The sequence below is a fragment of the Paracoccus denitrificans genome (assembly GCF_900100045.1).
Classification (GTDB): Bacteria; Pseudomonadota; Alphaproteobacteria; order Rhodobacterales; family Rhodobacteraceae; genus Paracoccus; species Paracoccus denitrificans.
Genome location: NZ_FNEA01000015.1, coordinates 25190 through 41420, shown reverse-complemented (window position 1 = coordinate 41420; position 16231 = coordinate 25190). Strand labels below are relative to the sequence as shown.

The window sequence follows — 16231 nt, the reverse complement described above, 5'->3', positions numbered from 1 at the left end:
GCGGGCGCGGCGGGTTTGCGATGCTCAGCCCTGCGCCCGCGCCGCACGCCGGGCACGAAGATCGCTGAGCGAATAGCGGCAATGGATGGCTTCGGGGTCGATCACCATCTCGATCAGGGCGGGCCTTCCGGCTGCCAGGGCGCGTTCGAAGGCCGGGGCGAACTCCTCTGTCGTGGTCACGCGTTCGCCATGGGCGCCATAGGCTTTTGCCAGCAGCACGAAGTCGGGATTGGTCAGGTCGGTGCCGTTGGTCCGCCCGTCGAGGCGGTTTTCCTCATGGATGCGGATCGTGCCGTAAAGCCCGTTATTGTAGAGCAGGATGACGATATTGGCGCCATATTGCACCGCCGTCGCCAGTTCCTCGCTGCTCATCTGGAAGCAGCCGTCCCCGACGAAATCCACCACGACCCGCTCGGGATGGGCCAGCTTGGCCGCGATGGCGGCCGGCAGGGAATAGCCCATGCTGCCGCTGATGGGGCCAAGCTGGGTATGCAGGCGGTAATGCGGGAAATAGCGCTGGCTCCAGGTGGCATAGGCGCCGACGCCATTGGTGACGATGGCATCTTCGGGCAGGCGTTCGCGCAGCCAGCCCATCACGCGGGGCAGGTCGATCGCGCCGGGGCAGGGCTGGGGCTCGCGCTCGGCCAGCAGGGTCGCCCGCAGCCTTGCGGTCCATTCCGCATGTGCCGGCAGGGGGCGGGCATCCCGGCTGGCCAGGGCGCGGGTGGTGGCGTCGTTGTCGGCCGCCAGTGCCAGGTCGACCTGGAACACCCGGTTCAGATCGCCGTGGTCGGCCATGACATGGACGATTTTCTGCTTTGGATGCGGGATCGAGAAAAGCGTGAACCCCTCCATGTAGCCCGCGCCGATGGTGTTCACGTCGCTCAACGCATCGTTGAGCATCAGCACGAAATCCGCCTCCTTGATATGGGCAAGCAGCGCGGGATTGGCGCCGATGCCGATCTCGCCCGCATAGCAATCCAGGCGGTGGTCGATGATGTCGCGGCGCCGGAACGTCGTCACCACCGGCAGGCCCAGCCGGCCGGCGAAGTCCTGGATATCCTCGCGCGCGGCCTCGCTCCAGTCCGAGCCGCCGACGACGACCAGCGGGCGCTGGGCCTGGGCGAGCATGCCGAAGATCTGCGCCATGTCCTCGTCCCGGGGTGCCCCGGCGCGCGACGGCTGCGCCGGGCGGGCCGAGGGGGGAACGTCGCTCATCTCTTCCAGCACGTCCTCGGGCACGACCAGCACCACCGGACCGCGCCGGCCGGACAGGGCTGTGGCCCAGGCGCGCTGGACGAATTCGGGAATGCGGGCGGGGTCGTCGATCTGCGCCACCCATTTCGCCATGGGCGCGAACATCGTGCGGAAGTCGTAGGACATGAAGGCTTCGCGCTCCAGGATCGCGCGTTTCACCTGGCCCACGATCAGGATCATGGGCGAGCCGTCCTGAAAGGCGGTGTGGACGCCATTGACCGCATTGGTCGCGCCGGGGCTGCGGGTGACGAAGGCCACGCCCGGCTGGCCCGTCAGCTTGCCATGCGCCTCGGCCATCTGCGCCGCGCCGTTTTCGTGGCGGCAGCTGATCGCGCGGATGTCGGGATGTCGTGTCGCCAGCGCGTCGAGCGCGACCAGAAAGCTTTCGCCCGGCACATGATAGACGATCCGCGCGCCGTTCAGCGCCAGTTCGTCGGCAAGGATTTCGGCACCTTTTCTCATGACGCTCATCCGATGACGAAGGGGTTGGCGATTTCCTCGGCGGTCGAAAGCCAGACGGCCTTGGTCTGGAGGAACTCGCGGATGCCCTCGATGCCGTTCTCGCGGCCGATGCCGCTTTTCTTGTAGCCGCCGAAGGGCGTGGTGTAGGAGACGTCGCGATAGGTGTTGACCCAGACGCTGCCAGCCTCGATCCGCTGGGACATCAGCAGCGCGCGGCGCATGTCGGCGGTCCAGACCCCGGCAGCCAACCCGAATTCGCTGTCGTTGGCGATGGCGACGGCCTCTTCGGGCTCGTCGAAGGGGATGGCCGCCAGAACGGGGCCGAAGACCTCCTCCCGGGCGATGCGCATGTCGTTGTTCACGCCGGCAAAGATCGTCGGCTCGATGAAGAAGCCGCTTGCGCATTCCTCGATGTCGGGGCGCTTGCCGCCCAGGACCAGTTCGGCACCCTCATCGCGGGCGATGTCGATATAGCCCAGCACCTTTTGATATTGCATTGCGTTGGCGATGGGGCCGATCCGGGTGTCCATGTGCCTGGGGTCGCCGATGCGGGCGGTCCTGGTGAATGCGGCCAGCTTTTCCAGGAACTGGTCATGCACCTTGCGATGCACCAGAAGCCGCGAGCCGGCGATGCAGGTCTGGCCCACGGCGCCGAAGATGCCGCCCACCACGCCGCGCACGGCATTGTCCAGGTCGGCATCGTCGAAGACGATGTTGGGGGACTTGCCGCCCAGTTCCAGGCTGACGCGCTTGATGTCCCTGGCCGCCAGCGAGTAAAGATGCGCGCCGGTCTTGGTCGAGCCGGTAAAGCCGACATGGCGCGTCAGCGGATGGGTGACCAGGGGCTCGCCCACCTCGGGGCCGTAGCCCGTGACGACGTTGATGACGCCCGGTGGAAACCCCGCCTCCTCGACCAGTTCCATCAGCTTGAGCGCCGTGGCCGAGGTATGTTCGGCCGGCTTCATCACCAGGGTGCAGCCCGCCGCCAGCGCCGGCGCGGCCTTGAGCGAGAACAGGAACAGCGGCGCGTTCCAGGGCACGATGCCGACGCAGACGCCCAGCGGCTCGTGGCGCGAAAAGCTCAGCGCCTCCTTGTCGCAGGGATGGACCGCCCCCTCGATCTTGTCGGCCAGGCCGGCGTAATAGTGATACCAGCGCGGGATATAGCGGATCTGGTGGCGCATCTCGGCCAGCAGCCGGCCGTTGTCGCGCACCTCGATCTCGGCCAGCGCATCGGCATTCGCCTCGATCAGATCGCCGAATTTCGAGATGATGCGGCCGCGCGCGCTGGGATGCATCCTGCCCCAGGGCCCCTCCCTGAAGGCGCGGTGCGCGGCCTGGATGGCCCGGTCGGCGTCCTGGGCATTGCCGCGCGGAACCAGCGCCCAGGGCTTGGCCGTATAGGGGTCCACCGTCTCGAGATATTCCCCCGACGCCGGAGCGACCCATTGGCCGTCGATATACATGGACAGTTTCGGCAGGCTTTCGGCGGGCATGGTCACTCCATTCTTGCAGGGCTGCTGCTTGCCGTGTCGCGACCTAAAGTCCTGAAATCGACTCGGCTACCATATGCCTTATCATAGAAAATGATATTGTTATTGTCTGTCAACAACAGAATCTTCGATGGTAAATCATAGCGTTATTTGCCTATAATTTAGGCAAGTATGCAAGAAAAGGCTTCTTTTGGGCGATTTTCGGTCCATGAAACGGATGAAATGACCAGATTCCACTTGCAATGCCGGGAAGTGTGGGATGATAACGGATCAATAATGATATTACTTTGGACGGTGCAGTGAATACGGATCAGCCCCTTTACGAACAGATCAAGAGCGCGATCGATCGCAGGATCGAGACCGAGGAATGGCCGGCGAACTTCCAGGTGCCTTCGGAAGAGGATCTGGCGGGCGAATTCGGCGCCTCGCGGCTGACCGTGCGCCGGGCGCTGCGAGAGTTGCAGACCGATGGCGTGCTGCTGCGCATCCAGGGGCGGGGCACCTTCGTCATCGGGCCGCGGATGCAATGCGCGGTCTTCAACCTGCCCGACATCTCCGAGGAGATCGCCTTCTCGGGCGGCGCGCATTCCTGCCGGGTGCTTCAGCATGCGATCCTGGGGCGCGACAGTCCGGGGCGCAACATGCTTCAGCTTTCGCCGGACGACACCGTCTTTCACTCGCGCCTGCTGCATCTTGAGGACGGCACGCCGATCCAGCTTGAGGATCGCTATGTGAACGCTGCCGAGGCACCGGCCTATCTTGAGCAGGATTTCTCGCGCATCACGCCGCATAACTGGCTTTTGCGCGAGACCAGCGTGACGACCGTGGACAACACGATCCGCGCCATCCGTGCCGACGAAGAGGTGCGCAAGCATCTGCAGATCGACGAGAACCAGCCCTGCCTGCTGCTGGACCGTTCGACCTGGCGGGACGGCATTCCCGTCACGCGCAGCCGCTTCATCTATCCCGGCGACCGTTATCGCCTGCGCTCGACCCATGAGGCGCGCTCCAACCGCATCGTGCCCACGCTTCAGGGCGGAAAGACCCGCTGATCCCGTGCAGGGAAACACCCCAAGGAGTCCGACATGAGAGAGTTCGTCCGCAAGCTCGAGGCCCGTGGCGACCTGCTGGTCGTCGATCGCGAGATCGATCCCGCGCATGAGCTTGCCGCCGTCACCCAGCTTGCGCAGAAGAAATGGGCCAGGCCGGTGATGTTCACCAATGTGAAGGGCACCCGCTTTCCTGTCGTGAGCAACGTCTACAGCACGCGCGAGCGGCTGGGCGAGGTGATCGGCATCGACGCCGCCGATTTCTGCCGGCAATGGAGCAGGCTCTCATCGCTGGGCGCGGCAGACATGAAGCAGCCGCTTGTTGCCGCCGCCCCGGCCAATCTGCCGGAATATGAAGAGGTCAGGCTCTCCGACCTGCCCCTCATCACCTATTCCGACCGCGATGGCGGGGCCTATTTCACCTCGGCCATGTTCATCGCGAAGGATCCCGAGACGGGGGTGGGCAACCTGTCCTATCACCGCTCGATGTATATCGACGACGGCGAGTTGCGCTGCCGCCTTGCGCCGCGCCACCATCTGACGATCTATCACGAGAAAGCCGAAAAGATGGGCCGGCCGCTGGAAGCCGCGATGCTTATCGGACCACCGGCCCATGCCTTCCTGACCGCGGCCGCGCCCTTGCCCTATGACGTGGACGAGCTCGAGGTAGCGGCCCGGCTGCGCGGCAAGCCCGTCGCCATGCGCAAGTGCAACCATATCGGCCTCGAGGTGCCGGCCGAGACCGAGGTGGTGATCGAGGGCCGCTTCCTGCCCAACGTCCGCCTGCCCGAAGGGCCATTCGGCGAATTCATGGGCTATTACGTGGCTGAGGCCCCCAATGCGGTCTTCCAGGTGCTGGGCGTCACTGTGCGCAAGGATGCGATGTTCCATTCCATCCTTTGCGGCTCGCCCGAAGAGGTGCTGACGCTGGAGCTTTCGGTTTCGGCCAACATCTACCAGCGGCTTTCCGCGGCCTTGCCGGGGATCGTCAACGTCACCTGCCAGCCCTTCGTGAACCATGCCGTCGTGCAGATCGAGCCGCAGTTCGAGGGCCATGCCCGCCAGGTCATGCTGGCCACCATCGGCGCCGAGCCGATCTGGGCCAAGCAGATCACCGTGGTCGATACCGACGTGGACATCTACGACATGGACGACGTGCAATGGGCGATCCTGACCCGCTGCCGACCCGACAAGGACATGATGATCATCCCCGAAACCCCGTCCTTCTATCGCGACGAGCAAAAGGACCACTGGGGCCGGCTTCTGGTCGATGCCACCAAGCCATGGGGCCGCGAGGCCGAGTTCGAGCGCAAGCGCCTGCGCCTTGGAGAACAGGTCCGCGCCGAAGACTGGTTCCCGGGGCACTGACATGGGCGCACGGCGGCTGGTCATCGGCATCTCCGGCGCTTCGGGTGCCGCCTATGGCATCGCGGCCCTGGCATTGGCGCGGCAGGCGGGCGTGGAAACCCATCTGGTGGTGTCCCGCTCGGCCCTGCTGACGCTGAACCAGGAGCTTGGCCTTAGAGGCGCGGACCTGGAGGGCCGCGCGGACGTGATCCATCCGGTGGCCGATATCGGCGCCAGCATCGCCTCGGGCTCGTTTCGCACCGTGGGCATGCTGGTCGCGCCCTGTTCGGTCAGAACCATGTCCGAGATCGCCACCGGCGTCACCTCGACCCTGATGAGCCGTGCCGCGGATGTCGTGCTCAAGGAACGCCGCCGGCTGGTGCTGATGCTGCGCGAGACGCCGCTGCACCTGGGCCATCTGGAGACGATGACGCGGCTGACGCAGATGGGCGCGATCATCATGCCGCCCGTGCCGGCCTTTTACGCCAGGCCGCGGGATCTGGACGAGGTGGTGGCCCATTCCACCGCGCGGGCGCTGGACCTTTTCGATATCGACACCGGGGCGGTGCGGCGCTGGAGCGGGTTGAAGGACGCCCTTGCCGGAGAGATGCCATGACCCCCGCGCGCCGCACGGTTCACGGGGTTATGCTGGGCATCATCGTGCTGGATACCGGGTTTCGCCGCCTGCCCGGCGACATCGCCCATGCCGGCACCTGGCCCTTTGCGGTGCAGTTCCGCGTGGTGCGTGGCGTCAGGCCGCGCGACGTGATCGAGGGCGATCCGCGCCATGCCCTGGACGCCTTTCGCGCCGCGATAGACGACCTGGCCGGGCTGGGCTGTTCGGCGATCACCACCAGTTGCGGTTTCCTCGCCGCGCTCCAGGACGAGCTGGTCCGGCATTCGCCGGTGCCCTTCCTGTCCTCGGCGTTGCTGCAGATCCCGATGATCCGGCGCATCCTGCCCGCAGGGCGGGTGCCGGGGCTGATCGTCTCGGACCTTTCTGCGCTGGACGAGCGGCATTTCCGCGGCGTGGGTGCGCAAGCCGGGCTGCCCATCGCGGCGCTGCCCTTCGACGGGCCGTTGCTGCGCAACATGCGCGAGCAGGCGCCCGAGGTCGACCGCGCCGCGCAAGAGGCCGACGTGATGGCCACGGTGGCGGAACTGCTGGACCGTCACCCCGAGGTCGGCGCGCTGGTCTTCGAATGCGCCAACCTGCCGCCCTATTCGGCGGCGGTCTCGCGTCGGTTCGGTCTTCCGGTCTTCGATATCGTCACGCTCCTGCGCTGGATGCACCTGTCCCTGCAACCGCCGGATTGGCCGGGATGAGCGTGGCCGGCGAACTGGTCGTCATCGGCGGTGGCCTGATCGGCGCGGCGCTTGCCTGGGGTGCTGCGCGGGCGGGTGCCGACGTGACCCTGCTGGACGAGGGCGACATCGCCTTTCGCGCCTCGCGCGGGAATTTCGGCCTGGTCTGGCTGCAGGGCAAGGGGCTTGGCCATCCCGACTACATGCATTGGTCGATCCGTGCCGGCAGGCGATGGCCCGAGCTTGCCCGCATCCTGGGCGAGGAAAGCGGGATCGACATCGGCTGGCGCGGCGGCGGCGGGCTGCATTTCTGCTGCTCGGCAGAAGAGATGGAACAGCGCCGGGCGCTGATCGCCCGCACCCGTGCTGAAGCCGCCGATATCAGCATCGAGTTGCTTGACCGCGAAGCCCTGCGCGAGAGGGCGCCGGGCATCGGTCCGCAGGTGCTTGGCGCCTCGCTTTCCGACCTCGATGGCGAGGTCAGCCCGCTGTTCGCCTTGCGCGCCTTTCACGAAGGGCTGGTCCGGCACGGCGGCCGGCTGCGGACGAATTTCTCGGCGCGCGAGATCCGGCGGGATCCGCATCGGGGCTTTGCGATCCGCGATGCCTCGGGGGCCGAGGTGACGGGCCGCCGGATCGTCATCGCGGCCGGCCTTGGCGCCGATGCGCTGGCGCGCCAGATCGGGCTGGAGCCGCGTCTGATGCCCGAGCGCGGCCAGATTGTGGTGACAGACCGGGTGGCGCCCTTCCTGCACCATCCTGCCAGCGCCATCCGCCAAAGCCGCGAGGGCACGGTGCTGCTGGGCAGCACGCATGAGGATGCCGGCTTTTCGACCGCGACCGAGGTCGAGGCCATCGCCCGGCTTTGCCGCATCGGCACGCGGCTGTTCCCGGCCCTGCGCTCGGCGCGTCTGGTCCGGGCCTGGGCCGCGCTCAGGATCATGACGCCGGACGGCCTGCCGATCTATGACGAATCGCCCGAGATGCCGGGGGCATTCCTCGTCACCTGTCACAGCGGGGTCACGCTGGCGAGCCTGCATGCGCTCGACCTCGGCCCCGCCTTGGCCCGGGGCGATCTTGGCCCCGCCCCCCGATCCATGCGGAGTGCGCGCCTTGCCGTTCATCCGACTTGACCCCCCCACCCCCGAGGCGGGTCCCGAACTGTTCTTCGAAGGCCGTCCGCTGCGCTTCCGGCCCGGAGAGACGGTGGCCGGCGCGTTGATGGCCGCTGGCGTCACGGCTTTCCGCGAAACCCCGGTTTCCGGCGCCGCGCGCGGGCCATGGTGCCTGATGGGCGCCTGTTTCGATTGCCTCGTGAGCATAGACGGCCAGGACAACCAGCGTGCCTGCATGGTGGCCGCACGAGCCGGGATGAAGGTGCGCCGCCAGATCGGCGCGCGGCGCGATGCGGCGGGGGCGGGGAAATGAGCCGCTGGGACGCGATCGTCATCGGTGCCGGCCCGGCCGGGATCGGCGGCGCCAGCCTGTTGGCCGAACGCGGCGCGCGGGTCCTGCTTGTCGACGAGACGCCCGGTCCCGGCGGCCAGATCTGGCGCGGTATCGAGACCGTTCCCGAAAGCCGGGCCGCCATCCTTGGTCCCGACTATCGGGCCGGTGCGGCCGAGGTGGCGCGGCTGCGGGCCAGCGGCGCCACGCTCGCCTTCTCGACCGAGGCGTGGCGGGTCGAACCGGACGGCACGGTCTGGCTCAGGGATGCGGGCGGCCTGCGCCGCGAAGCCGCGCGGCACCTGCTGGTCGCGACCGGCGCGATGGAGCGGCCGGTCCCGCTGCCCGGCTGGACGCTGCCCGGGGTGACCACCATCGGCGGCCTGCAGATCCTGCTCAAGCGCGAGGGGCTGCTGCCCCGGGGGCCGCTTGCGCTGGTGGGGACGGGGCCGCTTGTCTATCTTTATGCCGCGCAATGCCTGACGGCGGGCAAGCGCGATCTGGTGCTGGTCGATACCGCCCGACCGGGGGCCATGCTTGCGGCGCTGCCGCACCTGCCGCGCGCGTTGCTGGGGCACGGTCCGGCCTATCTGGCCAAGGGCGCGGGGCTCTTGTGGCAGCTGCGCCGGGCGGGGATCGCCGTCCATACCAATGCCCGTCAGATCGGAATCGAGCCCGATGGGGACGGCGGCCTTGTTCTGCGCTTTCTCGGCCGCGGCCGGCACAGGCTGCGGCTGTCCCGCATCGGCCTGCACGAAGGCGTCATCCCTGAAACCCATCTGCTGCGCAGCCTGGGATGCCGGATGCTCTGGTCCGCGGCTGCGGTCGCCTTCCATCCGGCGCGGGACCGCGATCTGTGCAGCTCGCTCGGCCATGTCCATGTCGCGGGCGATGCCGGCGGGGTCGGCGGTGCCATGGTGGCCTTGCTCGAAGGGCGCATCGCCGCCATGGCCATTCTGGAACGGCTTGGCCATCAGGTCGATCCGCTGCTTGTTTCGGCCACGCGCCGCGCGCGTCGCGCCCATCTTGCCGCGCGCCCGCTGATCGAGCGCCTTTACCGGCCTGCGCCGGAATTGCTGACGCCCCCGGACGAGGTGGTCGCCTGCCGCTGCGAAGAGGTGCGCTGCGGCGAGATCCGGGCAAGCCTTGCCGCTGGCGCTGCCGGGCCGAACCAGCTCAAGGCGTTCCTGCGCTGCGGCATGGGCCCCTGCCAGGGCCGGATCTGCGGCCCGACCCTGGCCCAGTTGACGGCCCGGATACGCGGCGTGACCATGGAGGAGGCGGGCTGGCTGACCGTCCGGCCGCCGCTTCGGCCGGTGAGTGTGGGCGAGATCGCCGCGCTGGCGAGCGAGGAGCCATGACGATGCAAGCCGGCCCCAAAGGGAAATGCGCCGCCGAGAAAGACGAGGCGACGGCACTCTGGCCCTTCATGCTGAAGATCTATGCCGCGCCGGGCGTGGCTCCGGCCTGCCTGCGCCTGCAGGAGACATATGGGCTGGACATCCCGCTGTTTCTCGCCGTCCTTCACGGCGCAGTTCTGGGCAAGGCGCTGGATGCCGCCGCCATCCGGGCACTGGACGCCTCATGCGCGCAATGGCGGCAAGACGTGATCCGTCCGCTGCGCCGCATCAGGACGGCGATGAAATCCGACGCCAGCCTGGCCTGGAACCCGCGCGTGCCCGCCCTGCGCGAGGCGATCAAGGCGCAGGAGCTCACGGCCGAGCGGATCGAGGCCGAGGTGCTGGATGCCCTGATCCGGTCGCTTCCGCCAACGGCGGGGCCTGGCGGCGAGAAACCCCTGGAGGAAGCGGCAAGCCTTGTGCTGGACCTTCAAGCCCCGGACCGTGCCGCGCTGCTGCCCGAAGATGCCCGGCATGTTTGCGAAGCCCTGGCGGGGCTGGAGAAAGGATGCGCATCGACCTGAGCCAAGCTGCGGCATCCTTGCAAACCGGCCCCCAACGGCTGGCATCTCGGAGCAAAGGCGCGCCCGGCGAAGGTCAGAAACCCGCCAGGGCTCCGCCATCCACGGCCACTGTCTGTCCCGTGATATAGGCGGCCGCGTCCGAGGCCAGGAATACGCTGGTCCAGCCGACATCCTCGACCTCGCCGATGCGTCCCATCTGGATTCGGCCAAGGGCCTTGGCCTTGCGCGCGGGATCGGCACCCGTGGCCCCGCGATAAAGCGGCGTGTCGATCCAGCCCGGCGCGATGCCGTTCACCCGGACGTTCTGGCCGGCGAACTCGGCGGAAAGGGCGCGCACGACACCCAGCAGGGCGGTCTTGGCGACGGTATATCCCATCACATAGGGCAGGCCCATGTAGGAGGCCATCGATGCGGTGAAGATGACACAGCCGCCGCCGGTTTCCGCCTGCCGCGCGATGATCGGGCGCGAGAACTCCAGCGCACCGCGCAGATGCACGTCGACCACAGCGTCTATATCCTCGTATGTCGTCTCAAGGAACGGCTTGCGGATCGTGTTCCCGGCATTGTTCACGAGGATGTCGATCTTGCCATGCCGCTCCAGGATGGCTTTCGCGGCCGCGTCGAGCGCGGCGATGTCGGCCAGGTCCACGGTTTCGACCTTGGCGCCGGGGATGCGGCCGGCCGCCTGTTCCAGCATGTCCTTGCGGCGTCCGACCAGGATGACCTTGGCGCCGGCGGCGGCCATGGCGGCGGCCATCGCCTCGCCCAGCCCGGAACCGCCGCCGGTCACCAGCGCACGCTTGCCTTCCAGGCTGAAAGCCCGCTTGAAGCTGTCGTTCATAGTGCCACCATCACCTTGAGATTGTCGCGATTGTCGTTCCAATAGGGGAATGCCTGATCCGCCTGCGAGAAGGGGAAGACCTTCGAGATCAGCAGGTCCGCCATGTCGCCGATCTTTTCCAGATGGGCGATGACGTCCCTGAAATCCTGCATCGTCGCATTGCGCGAGCCCAGGATGTCCAGTTCCTTGAGGTTGAAGAAGGCCGTGTCGTAGCTGACAGGCGCCTTGGAATAGCCGACATAGACCACGCGTCCCGCATAGCCCGCCAGCGCGATGCATTGGGTGAAGGTCGCGGGCGTGCCCACCGCCTCGAAGACCACGTCCGCGCCCAGGTCGCCGGTCAGTTCCGCGACGGTTTGCTCGACATCCTGTTCGGAGGGGTTCAGCGTGACCGCCGCGCCGAAACGGCGGGCCAGGTCCAGCTTCTGCGCGCTCATGTCCACGGCCACGATCCGGGCGCCCCGCGCCGCCGCGCCGATCAGGACGCCCATGCCGATCATGCCGCACCCCAGCACCACGACCGTATCGCCCGCGCCGACCTTGCCGCGCGCGACGGCATGGAAGCCGACGGCCAGCGGCTCGACAAGCGCCAGGTGCTGGGGCGGCAGCGTGTCGTTCGGGATAAGCTTTTCCGCCGGCACGACGATCTCGCGCGTCAGGCCGCCCTGCTGCTGGACGCCCAGGGTCTTGTTGTAGCGGCAGGCGTTCAGCCGGCCCTTGCGGCACGAGGAACATTCGCCGCAATTGGTATAGGGAACCACGACCACCCGGCGGCCGGGCGCGAACTCGGCGGGAACGGATGCGCCTGCCTCGATGATCTCGCCGCCGATCTCGTGCCCGGGCACGCGCGGCAGCGTGACGAGCGGATTGAGCCCGCGATACGAGTTGAAGTCGGTGCCGCAAAGCCCGACATGGCACACCCGGACCCGGACGTCACCCGGGCCCATCCGGGGCTCCGCGATGTCGCCGATGACCGTGTGGCCTTCCTTTTCGATGATAAGCGCCTTCATGCACCCCTCCATCTGGGTAGAAGCTGAATTGAACGTGCCGGGTGGGCGAAGCGCCACGTCAGCCCTTTTGCACCGAGCGCGCGGCAGCCGTGTAGGCCGCGACGATGCTGCGCGCCCGGGCGCCGACCTCGCTGGCCGACAGGCCGGGGCGGAAAAGGTTCGAGCCGATCCCGAAGGCCGAGACGCCCGCGGCCAGATAGCTGGCGAAATTCTCTTCTCCGACGCCGCCGACCGCCGCGATGGTGGCATCGGGCGGCAGGATGGTGCGGATCGCCGAGATGCCGGAGGGACCCAGCACGCTGGCCGGGAAGAACTTCAGCGCCGAGGCGCCAAGCCGCAGCGCCCTCAGTGCCTCGGTGGGCGTCAGGACACCGGGCATCGTCACCATGCCGAGGCCGCGCGCGGCCTCCATCACCGCATCGTCGATATTGGGCGAGACCAGCAGCCTCCCGCCCGCATCATGCAGGCTCGCGACCTCTTCGGCGCGGGTGACGGTTCCGGCGCCGATCAGCACGCCCTCGGGCGCAAGTTTCGCCGCGATCTCGATCGAGCGAAAGGCGTCGGGCGAGTTCAGCGGAACCTCGATGGCCTGCAACCCGGCGTCGAGCAGTTCGTGGGTGACCGCCTCGGCCTCGTCGGGCCGGATGCCGCGCAGGATGGCGACGATGGGCAGGTTCAGGGCAGGGAAGGACATATGCGGCACTCCGGTTTGCGTGGTCATGGCCAGATCCGGCCGGCGGCGAAGGTCAGGCCGGCAAGGGTCGCGCGGTCGGCATCCTCGACGGCGAAGGCGATGCCGAGCAGTTCGAAGGCTTCGATATAAAGATCGGCGAGCCGGCCCGAGGCGAGGATGCGGAGGGGCGATCCGCCCGCACCCTGCGCCAGCCCCGCGGCGATCTCGGCGCCGATCAGGATGCCGGAAATCCGGTCCCTTGCGGCATCGGCATCCGCCCCGAACAGGAGCTGGCGGCCGCGCACCTCGAACAACCGGCTGGACCAGCCGGCCGGCGCGGCGAACGTCTCGCGGACCCCGGCACGGAACGCGGCGTGGTCGCGCCGGCCCGTGGCGCCCTCGACCGCGTGCTTCAGCAGGGTCGCACTGGTCAGCGCCTGGAAGATCTCGCCGGTCATGTGGGTTGCGAAACCGGCCAGGGTGGTCCCCTCCAGCCGCACCCATTTCGAATGCGTCCCGGGCATCACCACCGTCAGCGCGCCCTCACCATGCGCGAGGCCCAGAAGCTGGGTTTCCTCGCCCCGGATGACGTCGGGATGATCGGCATCGCGCTGCGCCACGCCGGGCAGGATGCGGATGTCCCGGGTTTCGTGCCCGACGCGGATGGCCCGCGCCGCCAGAGCGTCCAGCGGCGCGGGGCAGTCGAGATAGCCGGCCTCGACCCAGCCCTGCCGCGCGCCGGCCATGCCGCAGATGACGACGCCCAGGTCCTGGGGGGCCTGCATCGCGGCAAGGTGGCCGTCGAGGATCTTGCGAAAGCCCGTCTCGCGGGCCACGGTCATGCCCTCGGCGCTGCGGCGTTCGGCAAGGATTTGTCCCCTTGCATCGACAAGCCAGATCCTGAAGCTGCTGGTGCCCCAATCGACCGCCGCGAAGCGGGGGGTGCTGTGAGTGGCCATGTGTAAGCCCTGCTTGCTGCGTTGGGGTCAGGTGACGACGGCGATCTGCCAGGGCACGAATTCGTCCTGGCCATAGCCGTGGATCTCGCTTTTCGAGGGCACGCCCGAGGCGCAGGACAGCATCCTGTCAAAGATCTGCCGGCCGACCTGTTCGATGGTGGCATCGCCCTCCAGGATCACGCCGCAATCGATGTCCATGTCGTCCTGCTGCCGGCGCCATGTCGCCGAGTTCGTGGCCAGCTTCAGCGAAGGCGTGGGCATGCAGCCGAAGGCCGAGCCGCGCCCGGTGGTGAAGCAGATCAGGTTCGCCCCGGACGCGACCTGCCCGGTGGCCGAGATCGGGTCGAAGCCGGGGGAGTCCATGAACACGAAGCCGCGCTGCGTCACCGGCTCGGCATATTCGTAGACCTCGGTCAGGTTCGTGGTCCCGGCCTTGGCCACCGCGCCCAGGGATTTTTCCAGGATGGTGGTCAATCCTCCGGCCTTGTTGCCGGCCGAGGGGTTGTTGTTCATCTCGGCGCCGTTCTTGGCGCAATAGGATTTCCACCAGTCGATGCGCGAGATCAGCTTCTGCGCCACCTCGGGCGAGACCGCGCGGCGGGTCAGCAGATGCTCGGCGCCGTAGACCTCGGGTGTTTCGGACAGGATGGCGGTGCCGCCGTTCCTGACCAGCAGATCGACCGCCGCGCCAAGTGCCGGGTTGGCCGAAATGCCCGAATAGCCGTCCGAGCCGCCGCATTGCAGGCCGACGGTCAGATAGGAGGCGGGCACCGGCTCGCGTTTCACGTCGTTCAGGCCGGGCAGCAGGGACTTCACCAGCTCGATCCCCTGCCGGATGGCATTGGTGGTGCCGCCGACATCCTGGATCGTGTAGCTGTGCAGGGTCGGGCTTTCCGCCAGCCCGCGCGAGGCGAGGATGTCGCCGATCTGGTTCGCCTCGCAGCCCAGGCCGACAAAGATAACGGCGGCGAAATTGGGATGCACGGCATAGCCCGACAGCGTCCGGCGGATGATCGCCATGCCTTCGCTTTTCACGTCGATGCCGCAGCCGAAGCCATGGGTCAGCGCGACGACGCCGTCGATGTTCGGATAATCCCCCAGCGCCTCGGGCCGCAGGTCGCGGCGGAAATGGTCGGCGATGGCGCGGGCGACCCGGGCCGAGCAGTTCACGCTGGTCATGATGCCGATGTAGTTCCGCGTCGCCACGCGCCCATCCGGGCGCCGGATCCCCATGAATGTGGCCGGCGGGGTGACGTATTCGGTCGGCGCGGCGTCGGTGCCGACGGCATAGTCGTTCTCGACGCTGGCCATCATGACATTCTGGACATGCACATGCTGCCCGGCCCGGATCGGCTGCGTCGCCAGGCCGATCACCTGGTTGTAGCGCCGGATCGGACCCTGGGCCGGAATGTCGCGGGTGGCGAGCTTGTGGCCCGCCGGCACGGGCTCGCGCACGTCCAGACCTTCGGCCTCGATGCGCGAACCCGGATCAAGGGGTTCAAGGGCGATAACGACGTCGTCGTCGGGATGCAGCCGGATCGTCTTAGCTTTCATCACCATGTTTCCTGTGGCTTGGTATGAAGGTCGTCATCGCCCGTTCCCGATCATTCCTCGGGGATCACGTCGGGCAGGGGCGACAGGTGATAGGTCTGGTAGATCTCGTTCAGCTTGCCGTTGGCGAGGTTCTCGTCGACCCAGTTGTCCAGCCAGTCCTTCAGTTCCGGCTCGTTCTTGCGCAGGCCGATGGCCAGCGGATAGGTGCGCAGCACGAATTGCGGCTCGATCTTGCGCGACGGATTGGCCTCGTTGATCGGCACCAGCAGCGATTGCGCCACGACATAGACGTCGTGCTGGCCGCTGAGCACGGCATTGGTGGTCATGGCGTTGTCGTCGTAGCGGACGATGGTGGCCTTCACGTCGTTTGCGGCGATCGCATCGGTGATCAGCGTGTCGTTGGTGGATGCGCGGGTAACCGCGATCTGACGGCCTTCCAGATCGGCCGGACCGGACAGTTCCAGCCCGCCGGTGGTCGCCACGACGACTTCGCTGACCGCGTAGGGTTTCGAGAAATCGACCTGTTTCTTGCGCTCTTCGGTGATCGAGAAGCTGGCGACGACGACATCCACCTTGCCGGTCAGCAGGAAGGGGATGCGGTTCGCCGGAGCGACCGAGACGACGTTCAGCTTGACGCCCAGATCCTCGGCCAGCTTGCGGGCGGTGTCCACGTCCGAGCCGGTCTGGTTCATCGACCCGTCCACCATGCCGAACGGCGCCTGGCCGATATCGACGCCGATATTGATGGTGCCGCGGTCGCGGATATCGCTCAGCGTATCCGCGCCGGCAGGCAGGGCCGCGGCCAGGCCGACCGCGGTCAGCGCGGCAAGCGTCAGGTTGCGAATGGTCATGATGTTCCTCCCATGAGTGCAAGTTGGGGTAAGCGCCGGCCGCCGCCGGCGGTCGGCGAA

General features: G+C 67.5%; 16 protein-coding genes. 8 read left to right on the top strand and 8 right to left on the bottom strand.

What is annotated here, in order from left to right; all coding sequences use genetic code 11:
• Positions 1-24 precede the first annotated feature (24 nt).
• Together BLT64_RS14450 and BLT64_RS14445 are read right to left on the bottom strand one after the other, a co-directional pair.
• Positions 25-1719 carry a thiamine pyrophosphate-binding protein gene (locus tag BLT64_RS14450; protein ID WP_041530733.1) on the bottom strand — a complete coding sequence of 565 codons (1695 nt, stop codon included), beginning with the start codon at positions 1717-1719 and terminating at the stop codon, positions 25-27.
• A gap of 5 nt (positions 1720-1724) precedes the next feature.
• On the bottom strand, positions 1725-3215 hold the full coding sequence (locus BLT64_RS14445) for an aldehyde dehydrogenase (RefSeq protein WP_041530829.1): 1491 nt from the start codon (positions 3213-3215) through the stop codon (positions 1725-1727).
• 296 nt (positions 3216-3511) lie between these two features.
• On the opposite strand from BLT64_RS14445, the gene hutC reads away from it, so the two are divergent.
• The 8 genes from hutC to BLT64_RS14405 are packed head-to-tail and all read left to right on the top strand — an operon-like array spanning position 3512 to position 10283.
• On the top strand, positions 3512-4264 hold the full coding sequence (gene hutC / locus BLT64_RS14440) for a histidine utilization transcriptional repressor HutC (RefSeq protein WP_041530732.1): 753 nt from the start codon (positions 3512-3514) through the stop codon (positions 4262-4264).
• A gap of 33 nt (positions 4265-4297) precedes the next feature.
• Positions 4298-5629, top strand: a complete 1332-nt coding sequence (locus tag BLT64_RS14435; protein WP_011751157.1) for a UbiD family decarboxylase — start codon at positions 4298-4300, stop codon at positions 5627-5629.
• A 1-nt stretch (position 5630) separates the two neighbouring features.
• Positions 5631-6224, top strand: a complete 594-nt coding sequence (locus BLT64_RS14430; protein ID WP_011751156.1) for a UbiX family flavin prenyltransferase — start codon at positions 5631-5633, stop codon at positions 6222-6224.
• Complete coding sequence (locus BLT64_RS14425) at positions 6221-6934, top strand: aspartate/glutamate racemase family protein (protein WP_011751155.1); 714 nt, start codon at positions 6221-6223, stop codon at positions 6932-6934. The genes BLT64_RS14430 and BLT64_RS14425 overlap by 4 nt, the downstream gene beginning before the upstream one ends.
• A complete protein-coding gene (locus BLT64_RS14420; protein WP_011751154.1) occupies positions 6931-8046 on the top strand; it encodes an NAD(P)/FAD-dependent oxidoreductase in 1116 nt (371 codons plus the stop codon). The genes BLT64_RS14425 and BLT64_RS14420 overlap by 4 nt, the downstream gene beginning before the upstream one ends.
• The gene (locus BLT64_RS14415) at positions 8018-8341 is read left to right on the top strand and encodes a (2Fe-2S)-binding protein (protein ID WP_307724455.1); all 324 of its coding nucleotides are present in this window, start codon (positions 8018-8020) and stop codon (positions 8339-8341) included. Before BLT64_RS14420 ends, BLT64_RS14415 begins: the two co-directional genes overlap by 29 nt.
• Positions 8338-9720, top strand: a complete 1383-nt coding sequence (locus BLT64_RS14410) for an FAD/NAD(P)-dependent oxidoreductase (RefSeq protein ID WP_011751152.1) — start codon at positions 8338-8340, stop codon at positions 9718-9720. The genes BLT64_RS14415 and BLT64_RS14410 overlap by 4 nt, the downstream gene beginning before the upstream one ends.
• The gene (locus tag BLT64_RS14405) at positions 9717-10283 is read left to right on the top strand and encodes a TIGR02444 family protein (RefSeq protein ID WP_128493105.1); all 567 of its coding nucleotides are present in this window, start codon (positions 9717-9719) and stop codon (positions 10281-10283) included. Before BLT64_RS14410 ends, BLT64_RS14405 begins: the two co-directional genes overlap by 4 nt.
• A gap of 73 nt (positions 10284-10356) precedes the next feature.
• Here BLT64_RS14405 and BLT64_RS14400 read toward each other — a convergent pair whose 3' ends face one another.
• From BLT64_RS14400 to BLT64_RS14375, 6 genes are read right to left on the bottom strand one after another with little or no spacing between them, the layout of a single operon-like run.
• On the bottom strand, positions 10357-11124 hold the full coding sequence (locus tag BLT64_RS14400; protein WP_011751150.1) for an SDR family NAD(P)-dependent oxidoreductase: 768 nt from the start codon (positions 11122-11124) through the stop codon (positions 10357-10359).
• The gene (locus BLT64_RS14395; RefSeq protein ID WP_011751149.1) at positions 11121-12134 is read right to left on the bottom strand and encodes a zinc-binding alcohol dehydrogenase family protein; all 1014 of its coding nucleotides are present in this window, start codon (positions 12132-12134) and stop codon (positions 11121-11123) included. The genes BLT64_RS14400 and BLT64_RS14395 overlap by 4 nt, the downstream gene beginning before the upstream one ends.
• Positions 12135-12192: 58 nt before the next feature.
• The gene (locus BLT64_RS14390) at positions 12193-12855 is read right to left on the bottom strand and encodes a 2-dehydro-3-deoxy-6-phosphogalactonate aldolase (RefSeq protein WP_011751148.1); all 663 of its coding nucleotides are present in this window, start codon (positions 12853-12855) and stop codon (positions 12193-12195) included.
• On the bottom strand, positions 12852-13766 hold the full coding sequence (locus tag BLT64_RS14385) for a 2-dehydro-3-deoxygalactonokinase (protein WP_011751147.1): 915 nt from the start codon (positions 13764-13766) through the stop codon (positions 12852-12854). The genes BLT64_RS14390 and BLT64_RS14385 overlap by 4 nt, the downstream gene beginning before the upstream one ends.
• Positions 13767-13793: 27 nt before the next feature.
• Positions 13794-15320, bottom strand: coding sequence for a UxaA family hydrolase (locus tag BLT64_RS14380; protein ID WP_011751146.1), 1527 nt, complete (start codon positions 15318-15320; stop codon positions 13794-13796).
• A gap of 50 nt (positions 15321-15370) precedes the next feature.
• Positions 15371-16171, bottom strand: coding sequence for a transporter substrate-binding domain-containing protein (locus BLT64_RS14375; protein WP_011751145.1), 801 nt, complete (start codon positions 16169-16171; stop codon positions 15371-15373).
• Positions 16172-16231 lie beyond the last annotated feature (60 nt).